This is a genomic window from Quadrisphaera sp. GCM10027208 (assembly GCF_042658805.1).
GTDB lineage: Bacteria > Actinomycetota > Actinomycetes > Actinomycetales > SCSIO-59966 > SCSIO-59966.
Map to the genome: position 1 here is coordinate 283,603 of NZ_JBHSRC010000001.1, position 20,138 is coordinate 303,740.

The following is a 20,138-nucleotide window of genomic DNA, read 5'->3' on the forward strand; positions in this document are numbered from 1 at the left end:
CCGCGTGGCGGTAGCGTCGGCGCGCCGGTGGGTGCCGCCGGTCCCGGTCTGCGAGGAGTACCAGCCATGACGTCCGCCGAGACGCACCCGCGGCAGCGTCCGGCGCGCCGCAGCGGGCGCTCCAGCGGGCGCCGCTTCGGCGCGCTGTGGTGGCGGGACACCATCGACGACGCGGCTCGGTCCTCCCCGGCCCGGCTGGCGCTCACGGTGTTCGTGTTCGTCATCGCCTTCTTCACCGCCCTGCTCTCCCTGCCGTTCGCCACCGAGAGCGGGCAGCCCGCCCCCCTGGCCGACGCACTGTTCGTGGCCACGTCCGCGGTGTGTGTCACCGGACTCACGACCGTCAACATCCCGGAGTACTTCTCGCCGTTCGGCGAGGGGGTGCTGCTCGTCGCCATGCAGGTCGGCGGCATCGGCGTGCTCACCCTGGCGTCGATCCTCGGCGTTGCGGTCTCGCGCCGGCTCGGTCTGCGGACCCGGCTCATCGCCGCGAGCGAGACGAAGGCGTTGCGGCTCGGCGAGGTCGGCTCCCTGCTGCGCACCATCCTCATCGTCTCGCTCAGCATCGAGGCGGTGCTCTTCGTCGTCCTCACCTCGCGCTTCCTGGCCCTCGGCGAGCCTCTCGCCCAAGCCAGCTGGCACGGCGTGTTCTACGCGGTCTCGTCCTTCAACAACGTCGGCTTCATCGCCCACCCCGAGGGCCTCCAGGAGTTCGTCGGCGACCCGTGGTTCGTGCTCCCGATGGCCGCGGGCGTGTTCGTCGGCAGCCTCGGGTTCCCCGTCCTGCTCGTCGTCCTGCGCTCCTGGCGGCCGCGCGAGTGGGACCTCCACACCAAGATCACCCTCACCGCGACGACGGTGCTGCTGGTCCTCGCGTTCGTCGTCCTGGGCGCCATGGAGTGGCGCAACACCGCCACCCTGGCCCGCCTGGACGTCGGGGAGCGGCTGCTCGCGACGCTGTTCCTGGCCGTGATGCCACGTTCCGGGGGCTTCTCCACGGTGGAGACCGGGGCGATGAACCCCGAGTCGTGGCTGGTCACCGACGCGCTCATGTTCATCGGCGGCGGCAGCGCGTCGACCGCGGGCGGTATCCGGGTGACGACGTTGGCAGTGCTCGTCCTCGCCGTCGTCGCGGAGGCCCGGGGAGACGTCGACGTCGAGGGCTTCCGCCGGCGGGTGCCCGCCGGAAGCATCCGGATCGCCGTCACGGTTCTGCTCGTCGGCGCCACGGTCGTCCTGCTGTCGACGATCGGCCTCATGGCGATGACGAACCACACGCTGGACCGTGCGCTGTTCGAGACCATCTCGGCGTTCGCGACCTGTGGGCTGTCCACCGGTATCACCGGTGACCTGCCCGACGGCGCGAAGTACCTGCTGACCGCGACGATGTTCATCGGGCGGACCGGCACGATGACGCTCGCCGCCGCCCTCGCCCTGCGGGAGCGCCGCAGGATGTTCCGGCTACCGGAGGAGAGGCCCATCATTGGCTGACAAGAGGCTGCACGAGGACGCCGCGCTGGTCGTCGGACTGGGACGGTTCGGCAGCGCCATCGCCGACGCGCTGAACCGGCTGGGGCACGAGGTGCTCGCCGTGGAACGCAACCCCGACCTGGTCCAGGAGTGGTCCGGCCGGCTCACCCACGTCGTGGAGGCCGACGCGACGAGCATCGACGCGCTGCGCCAGCTCGGCGTCGAGGACTTCCCGATCGCAGTCGTCGGTATCGGGACCTCCATCGAGGCCTCCGTGCTGGCGACGGCGAACCTCGTCGACCTGGACGTCAAGCAGATCTGGGCCAAGGCCATCACGCCGTCCCACGGCCGGATCCTCGAGCGGATCGGCGCCCACCACGTCGTCTACCCGGAGGCGGACGCCGGCGAGCGGGTCGCTCACCTCGTCAGCGGCAAGCTGCTCGACTACATCGAGTTCGACGACGGCTTCGCGATCGTGAAGATGAGGCCGCCGAAGGAGACCCAGGGGTTCACGCTCGCCGAGTCGAACGTGCGCCGCAAGTACGGCGTCACGATCGTCGGGGTGAAGTCACCGGGGCAGGACTTCACCTACGCGCTGCCCGACACGATGGTCACCGCGCACGACACCCTCATCGTCTCCGGGCACACCGAGCTCATCGAGCGGTTCGCGGCCCGCCCGTGAGCGGAGGGCCGAACCCCCCCCTTCGTGATCATGCAGTTCCGCCACCCCCCGACCAGCCGACCCGGGACGACGCCGACCACGCCCCCTCACGGAATGCTGCGTCCGTCACCCTTCTGCCGGCGTGTCGCGCCAACAACCCAGCATTCTGGAAGCGGGCAGAGTGGTCGTGCAGGGTGGCGGGATTGCATGATCACGAGGGGGTGGTGAGGGGCGGTCAGGCGCTGCCGGAGGACAGCTCGCGGGAGCGGTCCCGGGCAGCCTCCATCGCGGTGAGGAACGCGGCCCGCACCTTGTGGTCGTCGAGCTGGCGCAACGCGGCCATCGTCGTCCCGGCCGGGCTCGACACCTGCTCGCGCAGGACGGTCGGGTGCTCGCCGGTCTCGCGCAGCATCGTCGCCGCGCCGTAGAGGGTCTGGACGACGAGCTCGGTCGCGGTCGCCCGGGGCAGGCCGAGCAGCACGCCGGCCTCGATCATCGCCTCGACGACGTAGAAGATGTACGCCGGCCCGGAGCCGGAGATGGCGGTGACCGCGTCCTGGTGGTGCTCGGGCACCCGCAGCACCCGCCCGGTGGCCCGCAGCATCGCCTCGGCTCGCTGCAGGTGCTCCTCGTCGCAGTGCGCACCGGGACTGACCGCGGCCATCCCCTCGTCGACGAGCGCCGGGGTGTTCGGCATCACCCGCACGACCGGGGTGCCCGCCGGCAGCCGGGACTCCACGAACGCGGTCGAGATCCCGGCGGCGATGGACACGACGAGGGCGCCGGGCCGCAGTGCCCCGGCGATCTCCTCGAGCAGGGCCGCCATGTCCTGCGGCTTGACGACGAGGACGACGGTGTCCGCCAGCGCCGCGGCCCCGGCGTTGTCGAGCACCCGGACGCCGTAGCGCTCGGCGAGCTCGGCAGCGCGCTCGGGCCGCCGCTCGGTGATCACGATGTCGTCGCTGCTCCACCCGGCGCGCAGCAGCCCCGAGACGAGGGTCTCCCCCATCACCCCGGCGCCGAGCACCGCGACCGTGCCGTTGTCGCCCACCGTCATCCTCTCGTCATCAGCGACCGCAGGAAGAACCCGACGTTGGCGGGCCGCTCCGCCAGCCGCCGCATGAAGTAGCCGTACCAGTCCTGCCCGTACGGCAGGTAGACCCGGACGGTCTCACCGGTCGCGGCCAGGCGCCGCTGCTCGTCCGGCCGGACCCCGTAGAGCATCTGGAACTCGTAACCGCCCTGGCCCCGCCCGTGCCGGACGGCGAGCGCCCCGGCGATGTCGATGAGCCGGGGGTCGTGGGTGGCCACCATCGGGTAGCCGGGCCCGGCCATGAGCACCGTGAGGCAGCGCACGTAGGAACGGTCGACCTCGTGCTTGTCCTGGAACGCCACCGACGCCGGCTCGTCGTAGGCGCCCTTGCAGAGCCGGACGCGCGACCCGGCGGTGGCCAGGTCCCGGCAGTCCCCCTCGGTGCGGCGCAGGTACGCCTGCAGGACGGCGCCCACCCACGGGAAGTCCGCCCGCAGGGTGCGCAGGGTCTCCAGGGTGGCGTCGGTCGTCGTGTGGTCCTCCATGTCGAGGGTGACCGTCGTCCCGGCCGCAGCGGCGGCCTCGCAGATCGCGTGGGCGGCCGCGGTCGCCACCGCGGGACCGTCCGGGCCCAGCGCCTGCCCGACGGCGGACAGCTTCACCGACACCTCGACCGCGCCGTCCGCGGTGAGCCCGGCGTCGGCGAGCCGGCCGAGCAGGGCGGTGTAGGCGTCCCGGACGGCGTCCGCCCGGGCGCGGTCGGTGGTGTCCTCGCCGAGGTGGTCGACGGTGACCCGCACCCCGCCGGCGAGCAGGTCGCGGGACGCCTCCACGGCGTGCTCGGAGCCGGTGCCGGGGACGAAGCGGCGCACCACCGCGCGCGAGCCGGGGGCGCGTTCCACCACCGTGCGCACCCCGGGGCTGCGGGCGGCCTGCAGCAGCACCGTGCGCAGCGCGTTGTCGAGCATGCGCCGCAGGGTACGCGGGGACCGGCGGGCGCCGGCGTCAGCGCCCGGCCGGGTCGCTCGCCGCGGGGGCGGCCAGGTGCAGCCGGGCGAACGCCAGGGACTCGGCCAGGTCGTCGTCCCGCTCCGCCGCCGAACGCGCCCGGCGGGTGCTGACCTCGACGACGACCGTGCCGGTGAAGGAGATCTCGGCGAGGTGCTCGAGCACCTCGCCAGCGGGCTGCGTGCCGCGCCCGGGCACCAGGTGCTCGTCGCGGGCCAGGCCGACGCCGTCCGCGAGGTGCAGGTGGCGCAGCCGGCCACCGAGCGCCCGGGCCATGACCAACCCGTCGACGGACGCCGTCGCGGTGTGCGACAGGTCGAGGGTGACGTGCTCGTAGGCGTGCTCGGTGGGGTCCCACCCGGGTGCGTAGGCCATCACCTCCCGGGTCCCGGCCCGCCACGGGTACATGTTCTCGACGGTCACGGCGACGTCCGTGCCCTGCTGGACCTCGGCGATGCCGTCGACGAAACCGGCCGCGTACTCACGCTGCCAGCGGAACGGCGGGTGGACGACGACGGTGGAGGCGCCGAGCTCGCCGGCCATCCGCACCGACCGGGTGACCTTGCCCCACGGCTCCCGGCCCCAGACCCGCTGGGTGAGCAGCAGGGTGGGCGCGTGCACGGAGAGCACCGGGACGCCGTAGTGCCGGGACAGCCGCCGCAGCGCCTCCGGGTCCTGGCTCACCGGGTCGTTCCAGACCATGACCTCGACGCCGTCGTACCCCAGGCGGGCGGCGGCCGCGAAGGCCTCCGGGCAGGGCAGCGGGTACACCGAGGCGGTGGACAGGGTCACCGGTACGTCCGGCGTCCGCACCGGGCGCCCCTGCTGGCTCGGGTCCACGACCGCCAAGGGTAGATACCTCCGCAGCTCAGCGTCCCGCGGCCATCCGGTCGATCCGGCGCAGGATGATCCCCTCGCGCAGGGCCCACGGGCAGATCCGCAGTACGGGCACCTCGAGCAGGTCCATCGCCGCCTCGGCGACGACGGCGCCGGCGAGCAGCTGCGGTGCCCGCTCCACGGACACCCCGGGCAGCCGCGCCCGCTCGGCAGCGGGCATCCGGGCCAGCCGGGGCACCAGTGCGGCCAGGTCGTCTCGGCGCAGCACCCGCTGGACGTAGAGGCCCTCGCTGCTCGGGGCCGCGCCGGCCACCCGGGCCAGGGACCGGAACGTCTTGCTGGAGCCGACGACGAGGTCCGGCGTGCCGGGCTTGCGCAGCGGGCGGACGATCTCGGCGACCTCGGCGCGCACGAGGCGGCGCAGGTCCTTGACCTCGCGCGGGTGCGGTGGGTCGTGCCGCAGCCGCTCGCGGGTGAGACGACCGGCGCCGAGCAGCAGGCTGAACGCGACGTCCGGCTCCTCGTCGATGCCAATCGACAGCTCCAGCGAGCCGCCGCCGATGTCGAGCACGAGCAACCGGCCCGCCGACCAGCCGAACCAGCGACGCGCGGCGAGGAAGGTCAGCCGGGCCTCGTCGTCCCCGGGGAGCACCTGGAGGTCGACCCCGGTCCGCTGCCGGACGGCGCTGAGCACGGCCTCGCCGTTGGAGGCCTCGCGGACGGCGGAGGTGGCGAAGGCGAGCAGCTCCTGGCAGCCCTGCTCCTCGGCGACCTCCGCGGCCTCGGCGACGAACGTGGCCAGCGCGTCCACGCCGTCCGAGCGGACCGACCCGGCGGCGTCGAGGTGCTCGGCGAGGCGCAGCGTCCGCTTGTGCGACGTAGCCGGCCACGGGTGCGCTCCGGGGTAGGCGTCGACGACGAGCAGGTGGACGGTGTTGGAGCCCACGTCCAGCACGCCGAGCCGCATACCGAGCGACGCTAGCCCTGCCGGGCCCGCGCCGGGGCCGCCGGTCCCGCCGGCTCGTCGCGCCGTACCCTGCCGGGATGGCCGAGACCCCGCTCGACGTACCCCGGCTGTGGGTGGAGTTCCCCGATCCCGAGCACGACCCGGACGCCGGACCGGCGCCCCAGGTGTTCCGGGTCGACGTCACCTGGCTGACGTCGTCCTGGACCTGCGTGTTCGGCCGCGGGTGCCGCGGGATCTTCGCCGACCGGCCAGCCGACGGCTGCTGCACGCTCGGGGCGCACTTCTCCGACACCGACGACGAGCGCCGGGTGGGGCGCTGGGTGCGCGAGCTGGACGACGCCACCTGGCAGCGCCGGGACGCCGGGCGGCGGCGGGCCGGCGGCTGGGTCGAGGTCGACGAGGACGGCGCCCGCAAGACCCGCGTCGTCGACGGCGCCTGCGTGTTCCTCAACGACCCGGACTTCCCCGGCGGGTACGGCTGCGCGCTGCACCACCTGGCCGCCCGGCGCGGCGTGTCCTACGTGGAGACGAAGCCCGACGTGTGCTGGCAGCTGCCGCTGCGCCGGACCTACCGGACCGTCGAGCGCCCGGACGGGACCAGCTACCTGGAGGTGAGCATCGGCGAGTACGACCGCCGGGGCTGGGGCGAGGGCGGTCACGACCTCGACTGGTACTGCACCGGCAGCCCCGAGGCGCACGTCGCCGCGGTGCCGATCTACCGCTCCAGCGAGGCCGAGCTGCGCGAGCTGGTCGGGGACGCCGCGTACGCGGAGATCGTCCGGCACTGCGAGGCGCTGCGCCCGCGCCGTCGCAGCCTGCCGCTGTACGTGCACCCGGCCACCGCCGCCGCCCGCGGCGAGGCCCGGCGGCCGTGAGCCGGCCGGGCACGCGACGGTGAGGCTGCCGGGCACGGTCCCGAGCCCGAACATCTGGGACCACCCGGACGTCTACGAGGCGGAGAACCGGGGCGTCGACCCGGACGGGGTGATCGAGGCGGCGATGCGCGCCCGGCACGACTGGGCCGGGCAGGTGCTCCTCGACGTCGGCTGCGGCACCGGGTTCCACCTGCCGTACTTCGCGGCGGACGCCGCCCGGGTGGTCGGGGTGGAACCGCACCCTCCGCTGCTCGCCCGGGCCCGGCACCGGGTGCGCGACCTGCCCACGGTGCAGGTGCTCGCCGGGACCGCCCAGACCCTGCCGCTGCCGGACGCTTCGGTGGACGTCGTGCACGCGCGGTGGGCGTACTTCTTCGGGCCCGGCTGCGAGCCCGGCCTCGCCGAGCTGGACCGGGTGCTGCGCCGCGGCGGTACGGCGTTCGTCGTCGACAACGACGCGACCCGCTCGACGTTCGGGGCCTGGTTCCGGCGTGCGCTGCCCGGGTACGACCCGGCCGCCGTCGAGCGGTTCTGGGCCCGGCGCGGCTGGCAGCGCGAGTCGCTCGACATCCGCTGGGAGATGCCGGACCGGGCGGTGTTCGAGGCCGTCGTCCGGATCGAGTTCACCCCCGCGCTGGCCGAGGAGATCCTCGCCGAGCACCCCGGCAGCGGCGTCGACTACGCCGTGAACCTCTGGTGGCGCACGACGCCGGGCTGACGGCGGCAGTCGCGAACTGGTCCTGACGGCACAGCGGTCACCGCTGTCGGTGGCGCCACCTACGGTGACGCCATGACGAGCAAGGCGTCCCGCCCACGAGCCGGTTTCCGCTGCGCCGAGTGCGGGTGGGAGACGTCGAAGTGGGTGGGCCGGTGCGGGGAGTGCCAGGCCTGGGGCACCGTCGAGGAGACCGGAGCCGCCAGGGCCCGGACGCCGGCCGCCACCCCGGTGGGCAACCCGGCCCGGCCCATCGCCGAGGTGGACGTCGACGCGGCCCGCGCCCGCCCGACCGGGGTGGCCGAGCTCGACCGCGTGCTGGGTGGCGGCCTCGTCCCTGGCGCCGTCGTCCTGCTGGCCGGGGAGCCCGGCGTCGGCAAGTCGACGCTGGTCCTGGAAGTCGCCTCGCGGGCCGCCCAGGACGGCCGCACCGTGCTGTACGTGTCCGCGGAGGAGTCCGCGGCACAGGTGCGCCTGCGCGCCGAGCGGATCGGCGCGCTGCGGCCCCGGCTGATGCTGGCCGCCGAGACCGACCTGGGCGCCGTGCTGGGGCAGATCGAGCAGGTGCGCCCGGACCTGCTGGTCGTCGACTCGGTGCAGACGGTCGCCTCGGCGGAGGTGGAGGGCTCGGCCGGCAACGTCTCCCAGGTCCGGGAGGTCGCCGCCTCCCTCATCCGGGTGGCCAAGGAGCGCGGCGTGGCCACCCTGCTCGTCGGGCACGTGACCAAGGACGGCTCGATCGCCGGGCCGAGGGTGCTCGAGCACCTCGTCGACGTCGTCTGCCAGTTCGAGGGCGACCGGCACTCCCGGCTCCGGCTGGTGCGGGCCGTGAAGAACCGGTACGGGCCGACCGACGAGGTCGGCTGCTTCGACCTGTCCGACACCGGGATCGTCGGCCTGCCGGACCCGAGCGGACTGTTCCTGTCCTCCGGCGACACCCCCATGCCGGGCACCTGCGTGACCGTCACCCTCGAGGGACGCCGTCCCCTGGTGACCGAGGTGCAGGCGCTGGTCGCGCCGTCGTCCGCGGCGAACCCGCGCCGTGCGGTCAGCGGGCTGGACTCCGCCCGCGTCGCGATGGTCGTCGCCGTGATGACCCGGCGTGCCCGGCTGGCTCTCGCCGGCCAGGACGTCTACGTGGCCACGGTGGGCGGGGTGCGCCTCGGGGAGCCGGCCGCCGACCTGGCGACTGCCCTGGCGCTGGCCGGCGCGGTGCTGGACCGGCCGCTGGCCGCCGGGACGGTGGCCTTCGGCGAGGTCGGGCTCGCCGGCGAGGTGCGGCCGGTGACCGGGCTGCAGCGCCGTCTCGCCGAGGCCGCCCGGCTCGGGTTCACCGCCGCCGTGGTACCCCGCGGCGGGGCGGACGTCGAACCGGCCCCCGAGGGGATGCGCGTCATCGAGGTCGAGGACGTTCCCGGGGCGCTGCGGCAGGCCCGGCTGCGCGCGCTGTGAACGGGATCTGCACGAGTTGGGCACGGACCTGCACACCAGACCGTGGACCGGCAGGGTCGTCCGGCGTCACGATCTTTGCGACGCAGGCGCAAACCGGCTCCCCTAGCCCTAGCCGCGTTCCAGCACGTCGAGGGGGTCCAGACGGGTGGCTCGCCAGGCCGGGTAGGCACCACCGAGGAGCAGAACGAACGTGAGCCCGAGCGCGAGTCCGGGCAAGGCGGCCGGGCGCAGAATGGCTAGGTCAACCTGGAAGGCAGTCTCCCCGAACCGCGTCACCCAGCCGGAGGTGAGCAACAGCAGAGCTAGCGTGAGACCCAAGCCGCTAGCCATGATGATGAGGATGTCGGCGAGGATGAGCCAGGCGACGTTCCAGCGCCGTGCGCCGACGGCGCGCGCCAGGCCGAAGAACCACGTACGGTCCCGAAGCACGATGAGTTCGGCGACAAGCAGCCCGATCCCACCAATCAGAAGAACGCCCCAGCCGATCAGGCCGTACACCAGCTGGATCCCGTCAGAAGCGGAGCGCACGAGGTCCCCGGAGTCCTCCCTGAGGACGACGACGGAGTTCTCTGTGCGGATGGAGGCCTGGGCGGCGGCGTCGGCAAAGGCCTCGTGGAGTGCACTGCTCAGCTCGAGAGTCTGGTCTTGCGCAAGGCCGGTGGTGACGACGAAGACATACTGCGGTGGCTCGGGCTGCGACAGGCGCAGCTGCTGCTCGTAGAGCGGATCCACGACCAGATTGGCACCGAAGCTCCTGTCCTCATAAGGAGTCGCCTCCCGAAGCGCCGTGTTGGGCACGACTAGTCCCGCCAGGCACAGGTCGGCGTCGGTGAAGCTGACACCGCCGTTGCGAAACGGAGCCGGCCCGCCCGCTTCGTCGAGGAGGACTACGGCGGAAACCGCGCCGAACTGCTCGAACGGGGGGCACTCCGGCTGGACGGACGGGAAGTGAACGGCTACTTGAAGTGCCCGCTCAGTGAACGGGGCGACTGCTCCCTGCACGGCCCGTAGCTGCTGGTCGACAGTTAGGCCGAGCTCGGGAGAAGGCTGGATACTGTATGTGCCGGCCACGCCCAGATCGGACTCGATGGCCGCGGTCAGGTCGGCGGTCGATGCCCTGGCGAGCTCCGAGACGGCCAGGAAGACGGTAGTACTGATCGTGACGAGAACGGTGAGCAGGACGAACTTGAGCTTCGAACGGGCGTTGACCGCGGCGGCCAGGCGTACGGTCCGCCATGCCACGGTTAACACCGGACCTGCGCAGCGGGGTGCCCGTCGGCCGTTATACGGCCACGCGCGAGAGTGATGCAACGATCCGCCCTACGGGCGATATCTGGGTCGTGAGTGACCACGACGACGGCGGTGCCCAAGGACTCGGGCAGGGAGTACAGCGCGTCCGCCACCGCTGACGCCGTGTCCTCGTCCAGGTTCCCGGTAGGTTCGTCGGCAATCAGGAGAGGCGGAGCCGCAAACAGGGCTCGGGCGATCGCTACACGTTGCCTTTGCCCACCCGACATCTGCGAAGGGTGCCGATGAGCCAGCTCCGGAATGCCCAGTGCCTCCAGCAGCTGGGCAGCGCGGGCGCGAGCGCGACGACGGGGCACGGCGCCGCTGAAGTACCAGGGCAGAAGCACGTTGGTCTCGGCGGTGAACCCCGGATCGAGATGGAAACTCTGGAACACGGTCCCTACAGCAGAGCCCCGCAGCCGGGACAGCGCTGGGTCCGACAGCGCACCGGCGTCCCGGTTCCCGATCAGGACGCGACCGGCGGTCGGACGTCTGAGGAGGGACAGCACCGAGACCAACGTTGACTTTCCGGACCCAGACCGGCCCATCACGGACGTCGAGGTGGCCGGGCGGACGTTTAACGTCACGTCCTCAAGCCCCTGCACCGAACCGCTGGGGGTGTCGTAGCGGACACTGACACGATCCAGGGCTACCACGGGGTCATCGGCCATGACCTGTTTCCAGCCTCGCTTCACGGTGAGGACACGGGAATGAGCGCGTCTCCGGACTCCAGCCCCTCAGCGATGACTCTGCGAACCCCATCGGTGACTCCCACCACCACGGCCCGGTCAACGACAGCAGCGCCCTCCCGGATGCGGGCGATGTAGTCCTGCCCGGTCGCGTCCAGCCCGATGTAGATGAGTGGGACGGCGATGACGTCGGCTTGGCGGCTCGAGGTGAGGGTGAGCACGGCCGGCAACCCCGCCGCAGTTTCCACATGAGGGGGAAGACGGCAGTGCACGGCAGACGTCGCAACAGAGTCCGCGTCGTCGCTTGCGGCGGGCAACGCTTCGAGCCATACGGCCATGCATTCCGATTGGCGCTGGCCCAGCACGGTTTCCACCGTTGCGGTACCCGAGAACTCCAAGGCTCGGTAGCGCAGTTCCTGCAATGGGTGGAGGGTCACGACGACGTCCAAACCGGCGGTCTCAACGCGTGCCGCGCCGCCATCGACCTGAACCGTTCCCGCTACCGGCGCGGTCACCTCCCCGGACCGGGCCATGGCCAGCCTGCGCCGGGACTCCTCCACGGTCCCGCCCAGCCTGTCGTCGGCGGTTTCCACGATCTCCAGGGAACCCAGTCGTCCTCCTTCGAGCACGTGCGTGCCGGAGGTGACCGCGGGTATGAACTGCGTCCCAGGAGGGACGTCGATCCCTACCACCGGACTGCTTGCAACGATCCCGTCAAGCCGGTAGGTGACCTCGAAGGCCGACGGCTGGACAGTCAAGGCAGTGTCAGCTGTTGACGACGGAGCCGCCGTGCCGGGTCCTGCCGCCGACCCCGTCGGTTCATCGTCACCGCTGCAACCCGCCAGTATCGTGAACGACGCCACTGCCAGCATCGCAGTGGCGGCCAGTCGGCGCGAGGTCACAGCCCCCCCTCGACAACCTCAGCTATCGTTGGACCGTTGTAGTCTCCCTGTTCGGCCGGAATCCACACACCGCACCCCGACGGGTCGGTCAGCCGGTCTCGCAGCAGTGTGATGTCGCCGCTGGCCAGATCCTGCTGGACCATCTGAATGTCGCGGTCCATGTCAACCGCCGTCGGTGACGGGTACGCCGGCACGGGCTGCGGCGGTAGCTCCGGCGCGACGCCGGTGCTTATCCACTCTCGGTATGCGGCCAAGGCGTCCCTGCACATGATGAAGTTGCGCACCATCCCTTGGTAACGAGCCAACGCAACGGCGGGCTCGTCACCGGCGACCCGGTCTTGTGCCACCGGGGAGGCCAGCACCTCCTCCACTACATCAGTCGCCAGCCCGGCGAAGGCCTGGTCCGAGGTGCTGGGCGTCTCGTCGTTGCTCAAGGAGCAGCCCGCCAGGACGACAGCCATGACTGAAGCCAGTCCCACCACGGAATGCAGTCGACGGAGCACGACAGGTCCACCCCCCTTAGCCACACTCAGAATGCGTGAAGGTCTGCAATGCCCACTGGAAAGACAGAGACGGGCCGTGCCGGGCGCCGAGAGTCGCCCGGCACGGCTGACGGTCACGGGGTAACGGTCCAGGCCAGGGTGGTGTTGCCCAGCCCGGGGAGAATGCCGTTGCAGTTCTGGTCGGAGACCGTCCGGGTCCTGAACGTATAGTTGCTACTCGCTACGCTGGTCCAGCTCACGGTTCCACCGTCGGCGGCGGCCTTCCGGCTGAGGGAGTTGCCGTTACTCGACACAGCCCAGTAGTACCGGTTGTTGTTCGGGTCCGTATCCCTCTGCTTCACGCTCATGGTGCCGCCGTGGGCAGACCTGCTGCCAGCACGGCGCTGGCGATGCTGCGGATCTTCATCCCTCTTGTCCTCTCCCTTGTCCCCCGAGGACTGGACTTCGGGATGAGCCCTACCCCCGGTGAGGGCGCGCGCCCGCACCGCGAAGACTTGGCGGGGAGGCCCGGTGTTGTCAAGCACCGAACTCCGGCAGTCGCCTGGCTGGGTCAAAGCACTGACCCACAGAGCTGCGCCCGGACTGGAGTCGAGACCCAAGACGTGCTCCGTCGATGGAAAGAGTCAGTTCGATCGGCCCATGGTTCTGAACTGCCGGCGTGCCCTTCCCGCACGTCCAGGGTCTGCGCAACGTCGGTCGCCCAACGGATCGCGGAAGGGCCGGCTTGTACCTACCACTCGGTGCCGGCGAATCAGGGCGCCAGCGCCAGACGCACAGCCGCAATACACTGCCCAAGGTCCCGGCACCCGCGGGGACGCCCCGTAACCGAGCCGGGAGGTCACCATGGCGGGGGAACGCTCCGAGGACGAGCTGCTGCTCGCCACGCTCGCCGCGGTGGCTCCCGGCACGGAGCTACGTGACGGCCTGGAGCGGATCCTGCGCGGCCGGACCGGCGCGCTGATCGTGCTCGGCCAGGACCGGACGGTCGACTCGCTGTGCAGCGGCGGGTTCTCCCTCGACGTCGACTTCTCCGCGACGCGGCTGCGCGAGCTGGCGAAGATGGACGGCGCGATCATCTGCGACCGCGAGGCCTCGAAGGTGCTGCGCGCCGCCGTCCAGCTCGTCCCGGACCCGGCCATCGAGACCACCGAGTCGGGCACCCGGCACCGCACGGCGGAGCGAGTGGCCAAGCAGACCGGCTTCCCGGTCATCTCGGTGAGCGCGTCGATGAACATCGTCGCCCTCTACGTGGGCAACCGCCGGCACGTGCTGGAGCAGTCCGAGGCCATCCTCGCCCGCGCCAACCAGGCCCTGGCAACCCTGGAGCGGTACAAGTCCCGCCTCGACGAGGTGACCGGCACGCTGTCGGCGCTGGAGATCGAGGACCTCGTCACCGTGCGGGACGTGGCCTCCGTCGTCCAGCGCCTGGAGATGGTCCGCCGGATCTCCGAGGAGATCGCCGGGTACGTCGTCGAGCTCGGCACCGACGGCCGCCTGCTGGCCCTGCAGCTCGACGAGCTGATCGGCGGGATCGGCCCGGACCGTGAGCTCGTCATCCGCGACTACCTCGACTCCGCCAAGCGCCCGCGCACCGTCGAGGAGGTGATGGCCGACCTCGCCACGCTGGACTCCGCCGAGCTCGTGGACCTGGCGCAGGTGGCCAAGGTGCTGGCGCTGACCGTGGGCTCGGAGTCCCTCGACGGCGCCGTCACTCCGCGGGGGTACCGCCTGCTGAGCAAGGTGCCGCGTCTGCCGGGCGCGATCGTCGACCGGCTGGTCGACCACTTCGACGGTCTGCAGAAGCTCCTGGCGGCCAACATCGAGGACCTGATGACCGTGGACGGCGTCGGCGAGCAGCGGGCCCGTGCCGTCCGGGAGGGCCTGTCCCGGCTGGCGGAGTCGAGCATCCTGGAGCGCTACGTCTGATCAGCCCAGTCTGGTCAGACCAGTCCGATCAGCCCAGCGTGAACACGGCCGGCTCGCCGGCCTCCCCGCCGACGACCGGCGTCACCTGGTAGGTGCCGGGCCGCACGTCGGGCAGGTCGTCCGCGCAGTCCGGGGTGGACCGCAGCCGCTGCCAGCTGACCGAGATGTCCTCGGTGGCACCCGGGGCGAGCGACACCGGGTCACCCGGCGCGGAGTCGCGGCAGTCGGCGCTGGACCAGATCCGGTCGCTGCCGGAGGTGACGACGAGCTCGACGGCGTCCGCGGCGCCGACGTCCACGGTGCACGGGGCGGTGGCCGAGCTCGCCACGGCGACCACGAACCTCGGGACGTCGTCGGACCCGTAGGCGGTCGCGTCGGTGGACACGGTCACCGCCAGGTCCTCGGGCGCGCAGGCTGCTCCGACGCCGCCGAGCGACGCGGTGGCGGACGACGCAGTGTCGGACGCTGTCGCGCCGGCACCGCCCTCCTGTCCGTCCTGACCGGCCTCGGCCCCCCCGCCGAGCAGCGTCCAGAGCACGGCGACGACGGCGACCACCACGAGGAACAGCACCACCCGCCGCCGCCAGTAGACGGCCGGGCGGTGCGGACCCACCGGGTGCAGCAGGGTGCTCACGCCCCGACGGTAGGCCTGGCCGGGCGGAGACGGTCAGCACCACGCCGCACCGCTGCGCGCAGTGCCTCCGGGGATAGGGGAGGATCGGCGCCGATGCCCAGGTCCGACCTGCACGCCCCGGTCACCGACTGGTACACGCGCGCCGCGCGGGACCTGCCGTGGCGCCGCCGCGGGACGACGCCGTGGGGGGTGCTCGTCAGCGAGGTGATGCTCCAGCAGACCCCGGTCGCCCGGGTGGTGCCCGTCTGGCAGCACTGGGTCCAGCGGTGGCCGGAGCCGGCCGACCTCGCTGCGGCAGCCCCGGGGGACGCGGTGCGGGCGTGGGACCGGCTCGGCTACCCCCGCCGGGCGCTGCGGCTGCACGGCGCCGCGGTGGCCGTCGTGGAGCGCCACGGCGGCCGGGTCCCCGGCGACCACGACCTGCTGCTGGCCCTGCCCGGGGTCGGCGGCTACACCGCGGCGGCCGTCGCCGCGTTCGCCTTCGGCCGGCGGCACCCGGTCGTCGACACGAACGTGCGCCGGGTGCAGGCCCGGGCGGTGCGCGGCGAGGCGCTGCCCGCCCCGGCGCTCACCGCCGCCGAGCGCCGCCTCGCCGAGCAGCTGCTGCCCGACGACCCCGCCGGGGCGGCCGCCTGGTCGGTGGCGGTGATGGAGCTCGGCGCGCTGGTGTGCACGGCGCGCGGGCCTCGCTGCGGCGACTGCCCGGTCCGCGACCGGTGCCGCTGGCACCTCGCCGGGCGGCCCGCCGCCACCACGCCGGTCCGCCGGTCACAGCCGTGGGCCGGCACGGACCGGATGGTGCGGGGCCGGCTGCTCGCCGTGCTGCGGGGCGCGGACGGCCCCGTCGCCGCGGCAGAGCTGGCGGCAGCGTGGGACGACGACGACCAGCGGGGGCGGTGCCTGGCCACGCTCGTCGCCGACGGCCTGGCCGAGCTGCGGCCCGACGGCACGGTCGCCCTGCCCGGTGGTGCGCCGTGAGCGGCGGCAGCCCCCCGGCGGGCGAGGAGGACCTGCTGCGCGCGGTGGCCGAGCGAGCGGCCGCGCGGGCGGTGCTGGGGTCGGCGCTGGCCGGGTTCCTCGCCGGGCTGCTCGCCCTGGCGTTCCTGTGGCTGTCCGGCAGTCGGGTCGACGCCACCACGGTCCCGGTCGTCGTGCTGCTGGCCATCGGGCAGCTGGCCGGGGTCGTCGCGGCCGGGTCCGCCGCGCTGCGACTACGCGAGCTGCGCTCGGGGATGCCGGTGCGCGAGACGGCCGAGCGGGCGCAGCGGGGTCTGCGGACGCTCGCCCGGGTGACCGGGGTGGTCGGCGCGTTGACCGCGGTGGCGATGCCAGTCCTGCTCGAGCCGCGGGCGACGGCCTCGTTCACCGCGATCGCCGGGCTGGGGGTGCTGGCGCAGGTGGTCGTCGTCCTCACCGTCGTGCGACGCCCGCTCAGCCGGGTAGCGCGGGCGGCTCACAGGTAACGCAGCATCCGGGTGTTGCCGAGGGTGTTCGGCTTGACCCGGGCGAGGTCGAGGAACTCCGCGACCCCGTCGTCGTGGCTGCGCAGCAGCTCGCCGTAGACGTCGGGGGCGACGGGGGTGCCGTCGATCGGCTGGAAGCCGTGGCGGGTGAAGAAGGGCACCTCGAAGGTCAGGGTGAACACCCGCCGGACGCCGAGCTCGCGGGCGTCGGCGAGCAGCGCCTCGAGCAGGGCCCCGCCGACACCCCGGCCCCGGTACGCCTCGTCGACCGCGAGGGTGCGGACCTCGGCGAGGTCCTCCCACATGACGTGCAGGGCGCCGCAGCCCGCGAAGCGTCCGTCGACCTCCGCGACGCGGAACTCCTGGACGGACTCGTAGTAGGCGACGGCGTCCTTGGCGACGAGCACCCGGGCCTCGGCCAGCGGCTGGGTGAGGGCACGGATGTCGCGCACGTCCGCGGTGCGGGCCCGCCGCACGACGATCCGGGACGAGGAACCGGACGCCGGACCCGCTGACGGCCCGGTCACCGGGGCCGGTGCCAGGCCAGCACCGCACCGCGGCAGGGGTGGGTGTCCATGCCGGGATTGTGCCAGCCACCGCCCGCGGCAGGTCAGCGGTGCCGGCTCAGCCGCGCCTGCCGGTCGTCGTCCGCACCTTCCCCCTCGGTGGACGTCGATCCGGGGCTGGCCGCCGTGCTCGTCGTCCTCATCGTGGTGATGACCGCGGTGAAGGTGGCCACCGTGGTCTTCTAAGACCCCAACCGTCAACGGGCTTCTGAGAACAGTCGTCAGCACCCCGGCCGCGACGCGTCGCCGGCCTCTGTGGCGACGTCCCCGAGGACGGAGCCGAGCCGGTCCAGCGCGCCCGGCACGATCCGGTAGTGCACCCAGGTCCCTCGGCGCTCGCCCGTGATGAGGCCCGCCTCGCGCAGCACCCTGAGGTGGTGGGAGACCGTCGACTGGCTGAGCCCGAGCGGGTCGGTCAGGTCGCACACGCAGGCCTCGCCGCGCTCGTGGGCGGCGATCAGGGAGAGGAGCCGGAGTCGTGCGGGCTCTCCGAGGGCCTTGAACGCGCGCCCGAGCTCCGCGGCGCGGTCGGTGCCCAGAGGCTCGCGCACCAGCGCTGACCGACATGCGGTGGCGTCGATAATCGGCAGGCTGTGAGCAACGGTCATGGAGCGAGCATAGGACCTTTGGATCGACCGTTCTCGATCCAGAGATCCTATGCTGGCAGGGCATCGACATCTTTCGATCCAGAAGTCTGAGGAGTCCACAGATGAGCGTCATCGAGGTTTTCGAGCCGGCCATGTGCTGCAGCACGGGGGTGTGCGGTCCCGACGTCCCCCAGGAGCTGGTGGACTTTTCCGCGGACCTGGAGTGGCTCCGTTCCCAGGGCGGGGAGGCCGCCCGCTACAACCTCGCGTCCGAGCCCGTGGCCTTCACCGGCCGCCCCGCGGTCCTGGACTTCCTCCAGGTCTCCGGCTCGCAGGGTCTGCCCCTCGTCCTGGTCGACGGCGTGGTCGCGATGACCGGCCGGTACCCCGGCCGCGACGAGCTCTCCCGATGGGCGCAGCTCGCACCGCAGCCCGCCGGCCGGGCGCCCCTGGCCATGGCGCCCCGAACGGGTGAGGGCTGCTGCGGCGGGTCGGGGACGTGCTGATGGAGACCGCTACGCTCCCCTCCTTCCTCACCGACCTGCCGCGTTTCCTCTTCCTGACCGGCAAGGGCGGCGTCGGCAAGACCTCCGTCGCGTGCGCAACGGCGATCCACCTCGCTCGACAGGGCCGCTCGGTGCTGCTGGTGAGCACCGACCCGGCCTCGAACGTCGGACAGGTGTTCGGGATCCGCATCGGCAACACGATCACGCCGGTCCCGGCCGTACCGGGACTGTCCGCGCTCGAGATCGACCCCGACCAGGCGGCCGAGGCCTACCGCGAGCGAATCGTCGGCCCGGTGCGCGCGATCCTTCCGGCACCGGAGGTCGCCGTGATCGAGGAGCAGCTCTCCGGTGCCTGCACCACGGAGATCGCGTCCTTCAACGAGTTCACCGGCCTGCTCACCGGGGAGGGCGCGGCCGCAGACTGCGACCACGTCATCTTCGACACCGCCCCGACCGGTCACACCATCCGCCTGCTCCAGCTCCCAGGATCGTGGACCGACTTCCTGGACGAGGGAAAGGGCGACGCCTCCTGCCTCGGGCCGCTGGCCGGGCTCGAGCGACAGCGGTCGGTCTACGCCGACGCCGTGGTGGCGCTCGGTGACCCGCGCCGCACCAGGCTCGTGCTCGTCACCCGGGCGCAACGGGCCGCAGTCGAGGAGCTCGCGCGGACCCGGGCGGAGCTCGCCGATCTTGGTATGCGCGAGCAGCACGTGGTCGTCAACGCCGTCCTGCCCGACCCGGACGGCCACGACGAGCTCGCCACCGCGGTCCACCGGCGCGAGCAGGAGGTCCTCCGCACGATGCCCGCCGCGCTACGGGGTCTGCCCACCGACGTCCTGCCGCTCAAGGGCGCGAACATGGTGGGTGTGCACGCGCTCTCCACGCTGTTCGAACCAGAGCCTGCCCACCTCCCGGCCGGCCAGGCCCACGTTGAGGCCGAACCTGCGGGACTCCCGGCACCGGCGCATGAGCTCGGGACGCTGGTCGAGGAGCTGGCGACGAGCGACCACGGCCTCGTCATGCTCATGGGCAAGGGCGGGGTCGGGAAGACCACCGTCGCGTCGGCCCTGGCCGTCGCCCTGGCCGAGCGTGGGCTCGACGTCCACCTGACGACCACCGACCCCGCCGCCCATCTTGCCGAGACGCTCGACGGGTCAGTGCCGAATTTGCAGGTCTCCCGGATCGACCCGGAGAACGCCACCCGGACGTACCGGGAGACGGTTCTGCGCACCAAGGGAGCCGCGCTCGACGACGCCGGCAGGGCCGCGCTCGAGGAGGACCTCCGGTCCCCGTGCACCGAGGAGATCGCCGTCTTCCAGGCGTTCTCGAGGGCGGTGAACGAGGCACGCCGGCGCGTGGTGGTCATGGACACGGCACCGACCGGGCACACACTCCTGCTGCTCGACGCAACCGGGTCCTACCACCGCGACATCGTCAGGCAGATGGGCGCGGACGGTTCGTACACCACCCCGATGATGCGGCTCCAGGACCCCGACTACACCAAGGTCCTCGTCGTCACACTTCCCGAGGCGACTCCCGTGCTCGAGGCGGAGGGCCTCCAGGCGGACCTGCGCCGCGCCGGCATCGAGCCATGGGCCTGGATCGTGAACAACGCCCTGTCGGCCACCAGCACGACGGACCCCCTCCTGCGTCGCCGTGCGGCAGAGGAGCGCCGGCACGTCGACAAGGTGACCCAGCACGCCGCGCGATGCGCCGTCCTACCGCTGCTCGCGCACGACCCCGTCGGGGTCAAGGCGCTAGCAAGACTGACGTTCACGACGAATGGAGCACCCACACCGACTCCAGCCCTTGTCGGGGAAAGCTCTTCGGCTCAATCTAGGCCGGCCGGCGTCCGCGCGTAGCGGCGATCTGTGCCGTCCGCTCGGTAAAGAGGCTCTTCACAGTCGGGGGTGCAGCGGGGCTGGCGCGTCGGTCCCACCTACACCGTCAACTGCGAAGAGCCGCATAGCCGCGCACCAGTAGGCCGGCTCGCACCTCCCCATCTCGCGGCAACGCCGAGATCCGGGTACCCGGATCGGCGCTGTGGAGAGGGCGTC

The 20,138-nt window shown here is 72.6% G+C and carries 23 protein-coding genes; 11 read left to right on the top strand and 12 right to left on the bottom strand.

All coding sequences use genetic code 11. The annotated features are described in order from the left end of the window. Positions 1–66 precede the first annotated feature (66 nt). Positions 67–1,491, top strand: a complete 1,425-nt coding sequence (locus tag ACFP6A_RS01475) for a TrkH family potassium uptake protein (RefSeq protein WP_379601014.1) — start codon at positions 67–69, stop codon at positions 1,489–1,491. Further along, a complete protein-coding gene (locus ACFP6A_RS01480; protein ID WP_379601016.1) occupies positions 1,484–2,152 on the top strand; it encodes a potassium channel family protein in 669 nt (222 codons plus the stop codon). The genes ACFP6A_RS01475 and ACFP6A_RS01480 overlap by 8 nt, the downstream gene beginning before the upstream one ends. A gap of 214 nt (positions 2,153–2,366) precedes the next feature. Here the strand turns inward: ACFP6A_RS01480 and proC are convergent, their stop codons facing one another. Genes proC through ACFP6A_RS01500 form a run of 4 tightly spaced genes read right to left on the bottom strand, consistent with a single transcriptional unit; the run spans position 2,367 to position 5,976 of the window. After that, positions 2,367–3,182, bottom strand: a complete 816-nt coding sequence (gene proC / locus ACFP6A_RS01485; protein ID WP_379601017.1) for a pyrroline-5-carboxylate reductase — start codon at positions 3,180–3,182, stop codon at positions 2,367–2,369. 2 nt (positions 3,183–3,184) lie between these two features. Next, positions 3,185–4,132 carry a proline dehydrogenase family protein gene (locus ACFP6A_RS01490; protein WP_379601019.1) on the bottom strand — a complete coding sequence of 316 codons (948 nt, stop codon included), beginning with the start codon at positions 4,130–4,132 and terminating at the stop codon, positions 3,185–3,187. Positions 4,133–4,169: 37 nt separating this feature from the next. After that, a complete protein-coding gene (locus tag ACFP6A_RS01495) occupies positions 4,170–5,012 on the bottom strand; it encodes a sugar phosphate isomerase/epimerase family protein (RefSeq protein ID WP_379601020.1) in 843 nt (280 codons plus the stop codon). Positions 5,013–5,040: 28 nt separating this feature from the next. Continuing rightward, positions 5,041–5,976 (bottom strand): Ppx/GppA family phosphatase, encoded by a 936-nt coding sequence (locus ACFP6A_RS01500; protein WP_379601021.1) that lies wholly within the window; start codon positions 5,974–5,976, stop codon positions 5,041–5,043. A 77-nt stretch (positions 5,977–6,053) separates the two neighbouring features. Here ACFP6A_RS01500 and ACFP6A_RS01505 point away from each other — a divergent pair, with 77 nt between their 5' ends. From ACFP6A_RS01505 to radA, 3 genes are all read left to right on the top strand, one after another. Further along, positions 6,054–6,851 carry a hypothetical protein gene (locus tag ACFP6A_RS01505; RefSeq protein WP_379601022.1) on the top strand — a complete coding sequence of 266 codons (798 nt, stop codon included), beginning with the start codon at positions 6,054–6,056 and terminating at the stop codon, positions 6,849–6,851. Between the two features lie 19 nt (positions 6,852–6,870). Next, positions 6,871–7,569 carry a class I SAM-dependent methyltransferase gene (locus tag ACFP6A_RS01510; protein WP_379601023.1) on the top strand — a complete coding sequence of 233 codons (699 nt, stop codon included), beginning with the start codon at positions 6,871–6,873 and terminating at the stop codon, positions 7,567–7,569. 72 nt (positions 7,570–7,641) lie between these two features. After that, positions 7,642–9,018: a DNA repair protein RadA gene (radA, locus tag ACFP6A_RS01515; RefSeq protein WP_379601024.1), complete on the top strand. Its 1,377-nt coding sequence runs from the start codon at positions 7,642–7,644 to the stop codon at positions 9,016–9,018. 108 nt (positions 9,019–9,126) lie between these two features. On the opposite strand, the gene ACFP6A_RS01520 is transcribed toward radA, so the two are convergent. The 5 genes from ACFP6A_RS01520 to ACFP6A_RS01540 all read right to left on the bottom strand — a co-directional run bounded on the left by ACFP6A_RS01520 (position 9,127) and on the right by ACFP6A_RS01540 (position 12,923). Continuing rightward, positions 9,127–10,269 carry an FtsX-like permease family protein gene (locus tag ACFP6A_RS01520; RefSeq protein ID WP_379601026.1) on the bottom strand — a complete coding sequence of 381 codons (1,143 nt, stop codon included), beginning with the start codon at positions 10,267–10,269 and terminating at the stop codon, positions 9,127–9,129. Beyond that, entirely contained in the window at positions 10,263–10,976 is a 714-nt protein-coding gene (locus ACFP6A_RS01525) for an ABC transporter ATP-binding protein (protein ID WP_379601027.1), read from the bottom strand. The genes ACFP6A_RS01520 and ACFP6A_RS01525 overlap by 7 nt, the downstream gene beginning before the upstream one ends. Before the next feature lie 20 nt (positions 10,977–10,996). Continuing rightward, complete coding sequence (locus ACFP6A_RS01530) at positions 10,997–11,896, bottom strand: hypothetical protein (protein ID WP_379601028.1); 900 nt, start codon at positions 11,894–11,896, stop codon at positions 10,997–10,999. After that, complete coding sequence (locus tag ACFP6A_RS01535; RefSeq protein ID WP_379601029.1) at positions 11,893–12,357, bottom strand: hypothetical protein; 465 nt, start codon at positions 12,355–12,357, stop codon at positions 11,893–11,895. Before ACFP6A_RS01535 ends, ACFP6A_RS01530 begins: the two co-directional genes overlap by 4 nt. A 155-nt stretch (positions 12,358–12,512) precedes the next feature. After that, on the bottom strand, positions 12,513–12,923 hold the full coding sequence (locus ACFP6A_RS01540) for a hypothetical protein (protein ID WP_379601031.1): 411 nt from the start codon (positions 12,921–12,923) through the stop codon (positions 12,513–12,515). A gap of 319 nt (positions 12,924–13,242) precedes the next feature. Between ACFP6A_RS01540 and disA the strand changes: the two genes are divergently transcribed. Continuing rightward, positions 13,243–14,325 carry a DNA integrity scanning diadenylate cyclase DisA gene (gene disA, locus ACFP6A_RS01545; protein WP_379601032.1) on the top strand — a complete coding sequence of 361 codons (1,083 nt, stop codon included), beginning with the start codon at positions 13,243–13,245 and terminating at the stop codon, positions 14,323–14,325. Positions 14,326–14,353: 28 nt separating this feature from the next. On the opposite strand, the gene ACFP6A_RS01550 is transcribed toward disA, so the two are convergent. Next, positions 14,354–14,959 carry a hypothetical protein gene (locus ACFP6A_RS01550; protein WP_379601033.1) on the bottom strand — a complete coding sequence of 202 codons (606 nt, stop codon included), beginning with the start codon at positions 14,957–14,959 and terminating at the stop codon, positions 14,354–14,356. A 93-nt stretch (positions 14,960–15,052) separates the two neighbouring features. Between ACFP6A_RS01550 and ACFP6A_RS01555 the strand changes: the two genes are divergently transcribed. Further along, entirely contained in the window at positions 15,053–15,937 is an 885-nt protein-coding gene (locus ACFP6A_RS01555; protein WP_379601034.1) for an A/G-specific adenine glycosylase, read from the top strand. Beyond that, a complete protein-coding gene (locus tag ACFP6A_RS01560) occupies positions 15,934–16,422 on the top strand; it encodes a hypothetical protein (protein WP_379601036.1) in 489 nt (162 codons plus the stop codon). The genes ACFP6A_RS01555 and ACFP6A_RS01560 overlap by 4 nt, the downstream gene beginning before the upstream one ends. On the opposite strand, the gene ACFP6A_RS01565 is transcribed toward ACFP6A_RS01560, so the two are convergent. After that, positions 16,413–16,949, bottom strand: a complete 537-nt coding sequence (locus ACFP6A_RS01565) for an amino-acid N-acetyltransferase (protein ID WP_379601037.1) — start codon at positions 16,947–16,949, stop codon at positions 16,413–16,415. The two genes, ACFP6A_RS01560 and ACFP6A_RS01565, sit on opposite strands and share 10 nt — an antisense overlap. 48 nt (positions 16,950–16,997) lie before the next feature. On the opposite strand from ACFP6A_RS01565, the gene ACFP6A_RS01570 reads away from it, so the two are divergent. Beyond that, positions 16,998–17,174, top strand: a complete 177-nt coding sequence (locus ACFP6A_RS01570) for a hypothetical protein (protein WP_379601038.1) — start codon at positions 16,998–17,000, stop codon at positions 17,172–17,174. 35 nt (positions 17,175–17,209) lie between these two features. Here ACFP6A_RS01570 and ACFP6A_RS01575 read toward each other — a convergent pair whose 3' ends face one another. After that, on the bottom strand, positions 17,210–17,596 hold the full coding sequence (locus ACFP6A_RS01575) for an ArsR/SmtB family transcription factor (RefSeq protein WP_379601040.1): 387 nt from the start codon (positions 17,594–17,596) through the stop codon (positions 17,210–17,212). 101 nt (positions 17,597–17,697) lie between these two features. On the opposite strand from ACFP6A_RS01575, the gene arsD reads away from it, so the two are divergent. Next, positions 17,698–18,081 carry an arsenite efflux transporter metallochaperone ArsD gene (gene arsD / locus ACFP6A_RS01580; protein WP_379601042.1) on the top strand — a complete coding sequence of 128 codons (384 nt, stop codon included), beginning with the start codon at positions 17,698–17,700 and terminating at the stop codon, positions 18,079–18,081. Further along, the gene (gene arsA, locus ACFP6A_RS01585) at positions 18,081–19,943 is read left to right on the top strand and encodes an arsenical pump-driving ATPase (protein ID WP_379601043.1); all 1,863 of its coding nucleotides are present in this window, start codon (positions 18,081–18,083) and stop codon (positions 19,941–19,943) included. The genes arsD and arsA overlap by 1 nt, the downstream gene beginning before the upstream one ends. Positions 19,944–20,138: the final 195 nt, after the last annotated feature.

What these genes read in the sequence shown, in the direction of transcription:
- ACFP6A_RS01475 (WP_379601014.1), top strand. Translation starts at nt 67, where the DNA reads ATGACGTCCGCCGAGACGCACCCGCGGCAGCGTCCGGCGCGCCGCAGC.
- ACFP6A_RS01490 (WP_379601019.1), bottom strand. Translation starts at nt 4,132, where the DNA reads ATGCTCGACAACGCGCTGCGCACGGTGCTGCTGCAGGCCGCCCGCAGC.
- ACFP6A_RS01500 (WP_379601021.1), bottom strand. Translation starts at nt 5,976, where the DNA reads ATGCGGCTCGGCGTGCTGGACGTGGGCTCCAACACCGTCCACCTGCTC.
- ACFP6A_RS01505 (WP_379601022.1), top strand. Translation starts at nt 6,054, where the DNA reads ATGGCCGAGACCCCGCTCGACGTACCCCGGCTGTGGGTGGAGTTCCCC.
- radA (WP_379601024.1), top strand. Translation starts at nt 7,642, where the DNA reads ATGACGAGCAAGGCGTCCCGCCCACGAGCCGGTTTCCGCTGCGCCGAG.
- ACFP6A_RS01525 (WP_379601027.1), bottom strand. Translation starts at nt 10,976, where the DNA reads ATGGCCGATGACCCCGTGGTAGCCCTGGATCGTGTCAGTGTCCGCTAC.
- ACFP6A_RS01535 (WP_379601029.1), bottom strand. Translation starts at nt 12,357, where the DNA reads ATGGCTGTCGTCCTGGCGGGCTGCTCCTTGAGCAACGACGAGACGCCC.
- disA (WP_379601032.1), top strand. Translation starts at nt 13,243, where the DNA reads ATGGCGGGGGAACGCTCCGAGGACGAGCTGCTGCTCGCCACGCTCGCC.
- ACFP6A_RS01555 (WP_379601034.1), top strand. Translation starts at nt 15,053, where the DNA reads ATGCCCAGGTCCGACCTGCACGCCCCGGTCACCGACTGGTACACGCGC.
- ACFP6A_RS01570 (WP_379601038.1), top strand. Translation starts at nt 16,998, where the DNA reads ATGCCGGGATTGTGCCAGCCACCGCCCGCGGCAGGTCAGCGGTGCCGG.
- ACFP6A_RS01575 (WP_379601040.1), bottom strand. Translation starts at nt 17,596, where the DNA reads ATGACCGTTGCTCACAGCCTGCCGATTATCGACGCCACCGCATGTCGG.
- arsD (WP_379601042.1), top strand. Translation starts at nt 17,698, where the DNA reads ATGAGCGTCATCGAGGTTTTCGAGCCGGCCATGTGCTGCAGCACGGGG.
- arsA (WP_379601043.1), top strand. Translation starts at nt 18,081, where the DNA reads ATGGAGACCGCTACGCTCCCCTCCTTCCTCACCGACCTGCCGCGTTTC.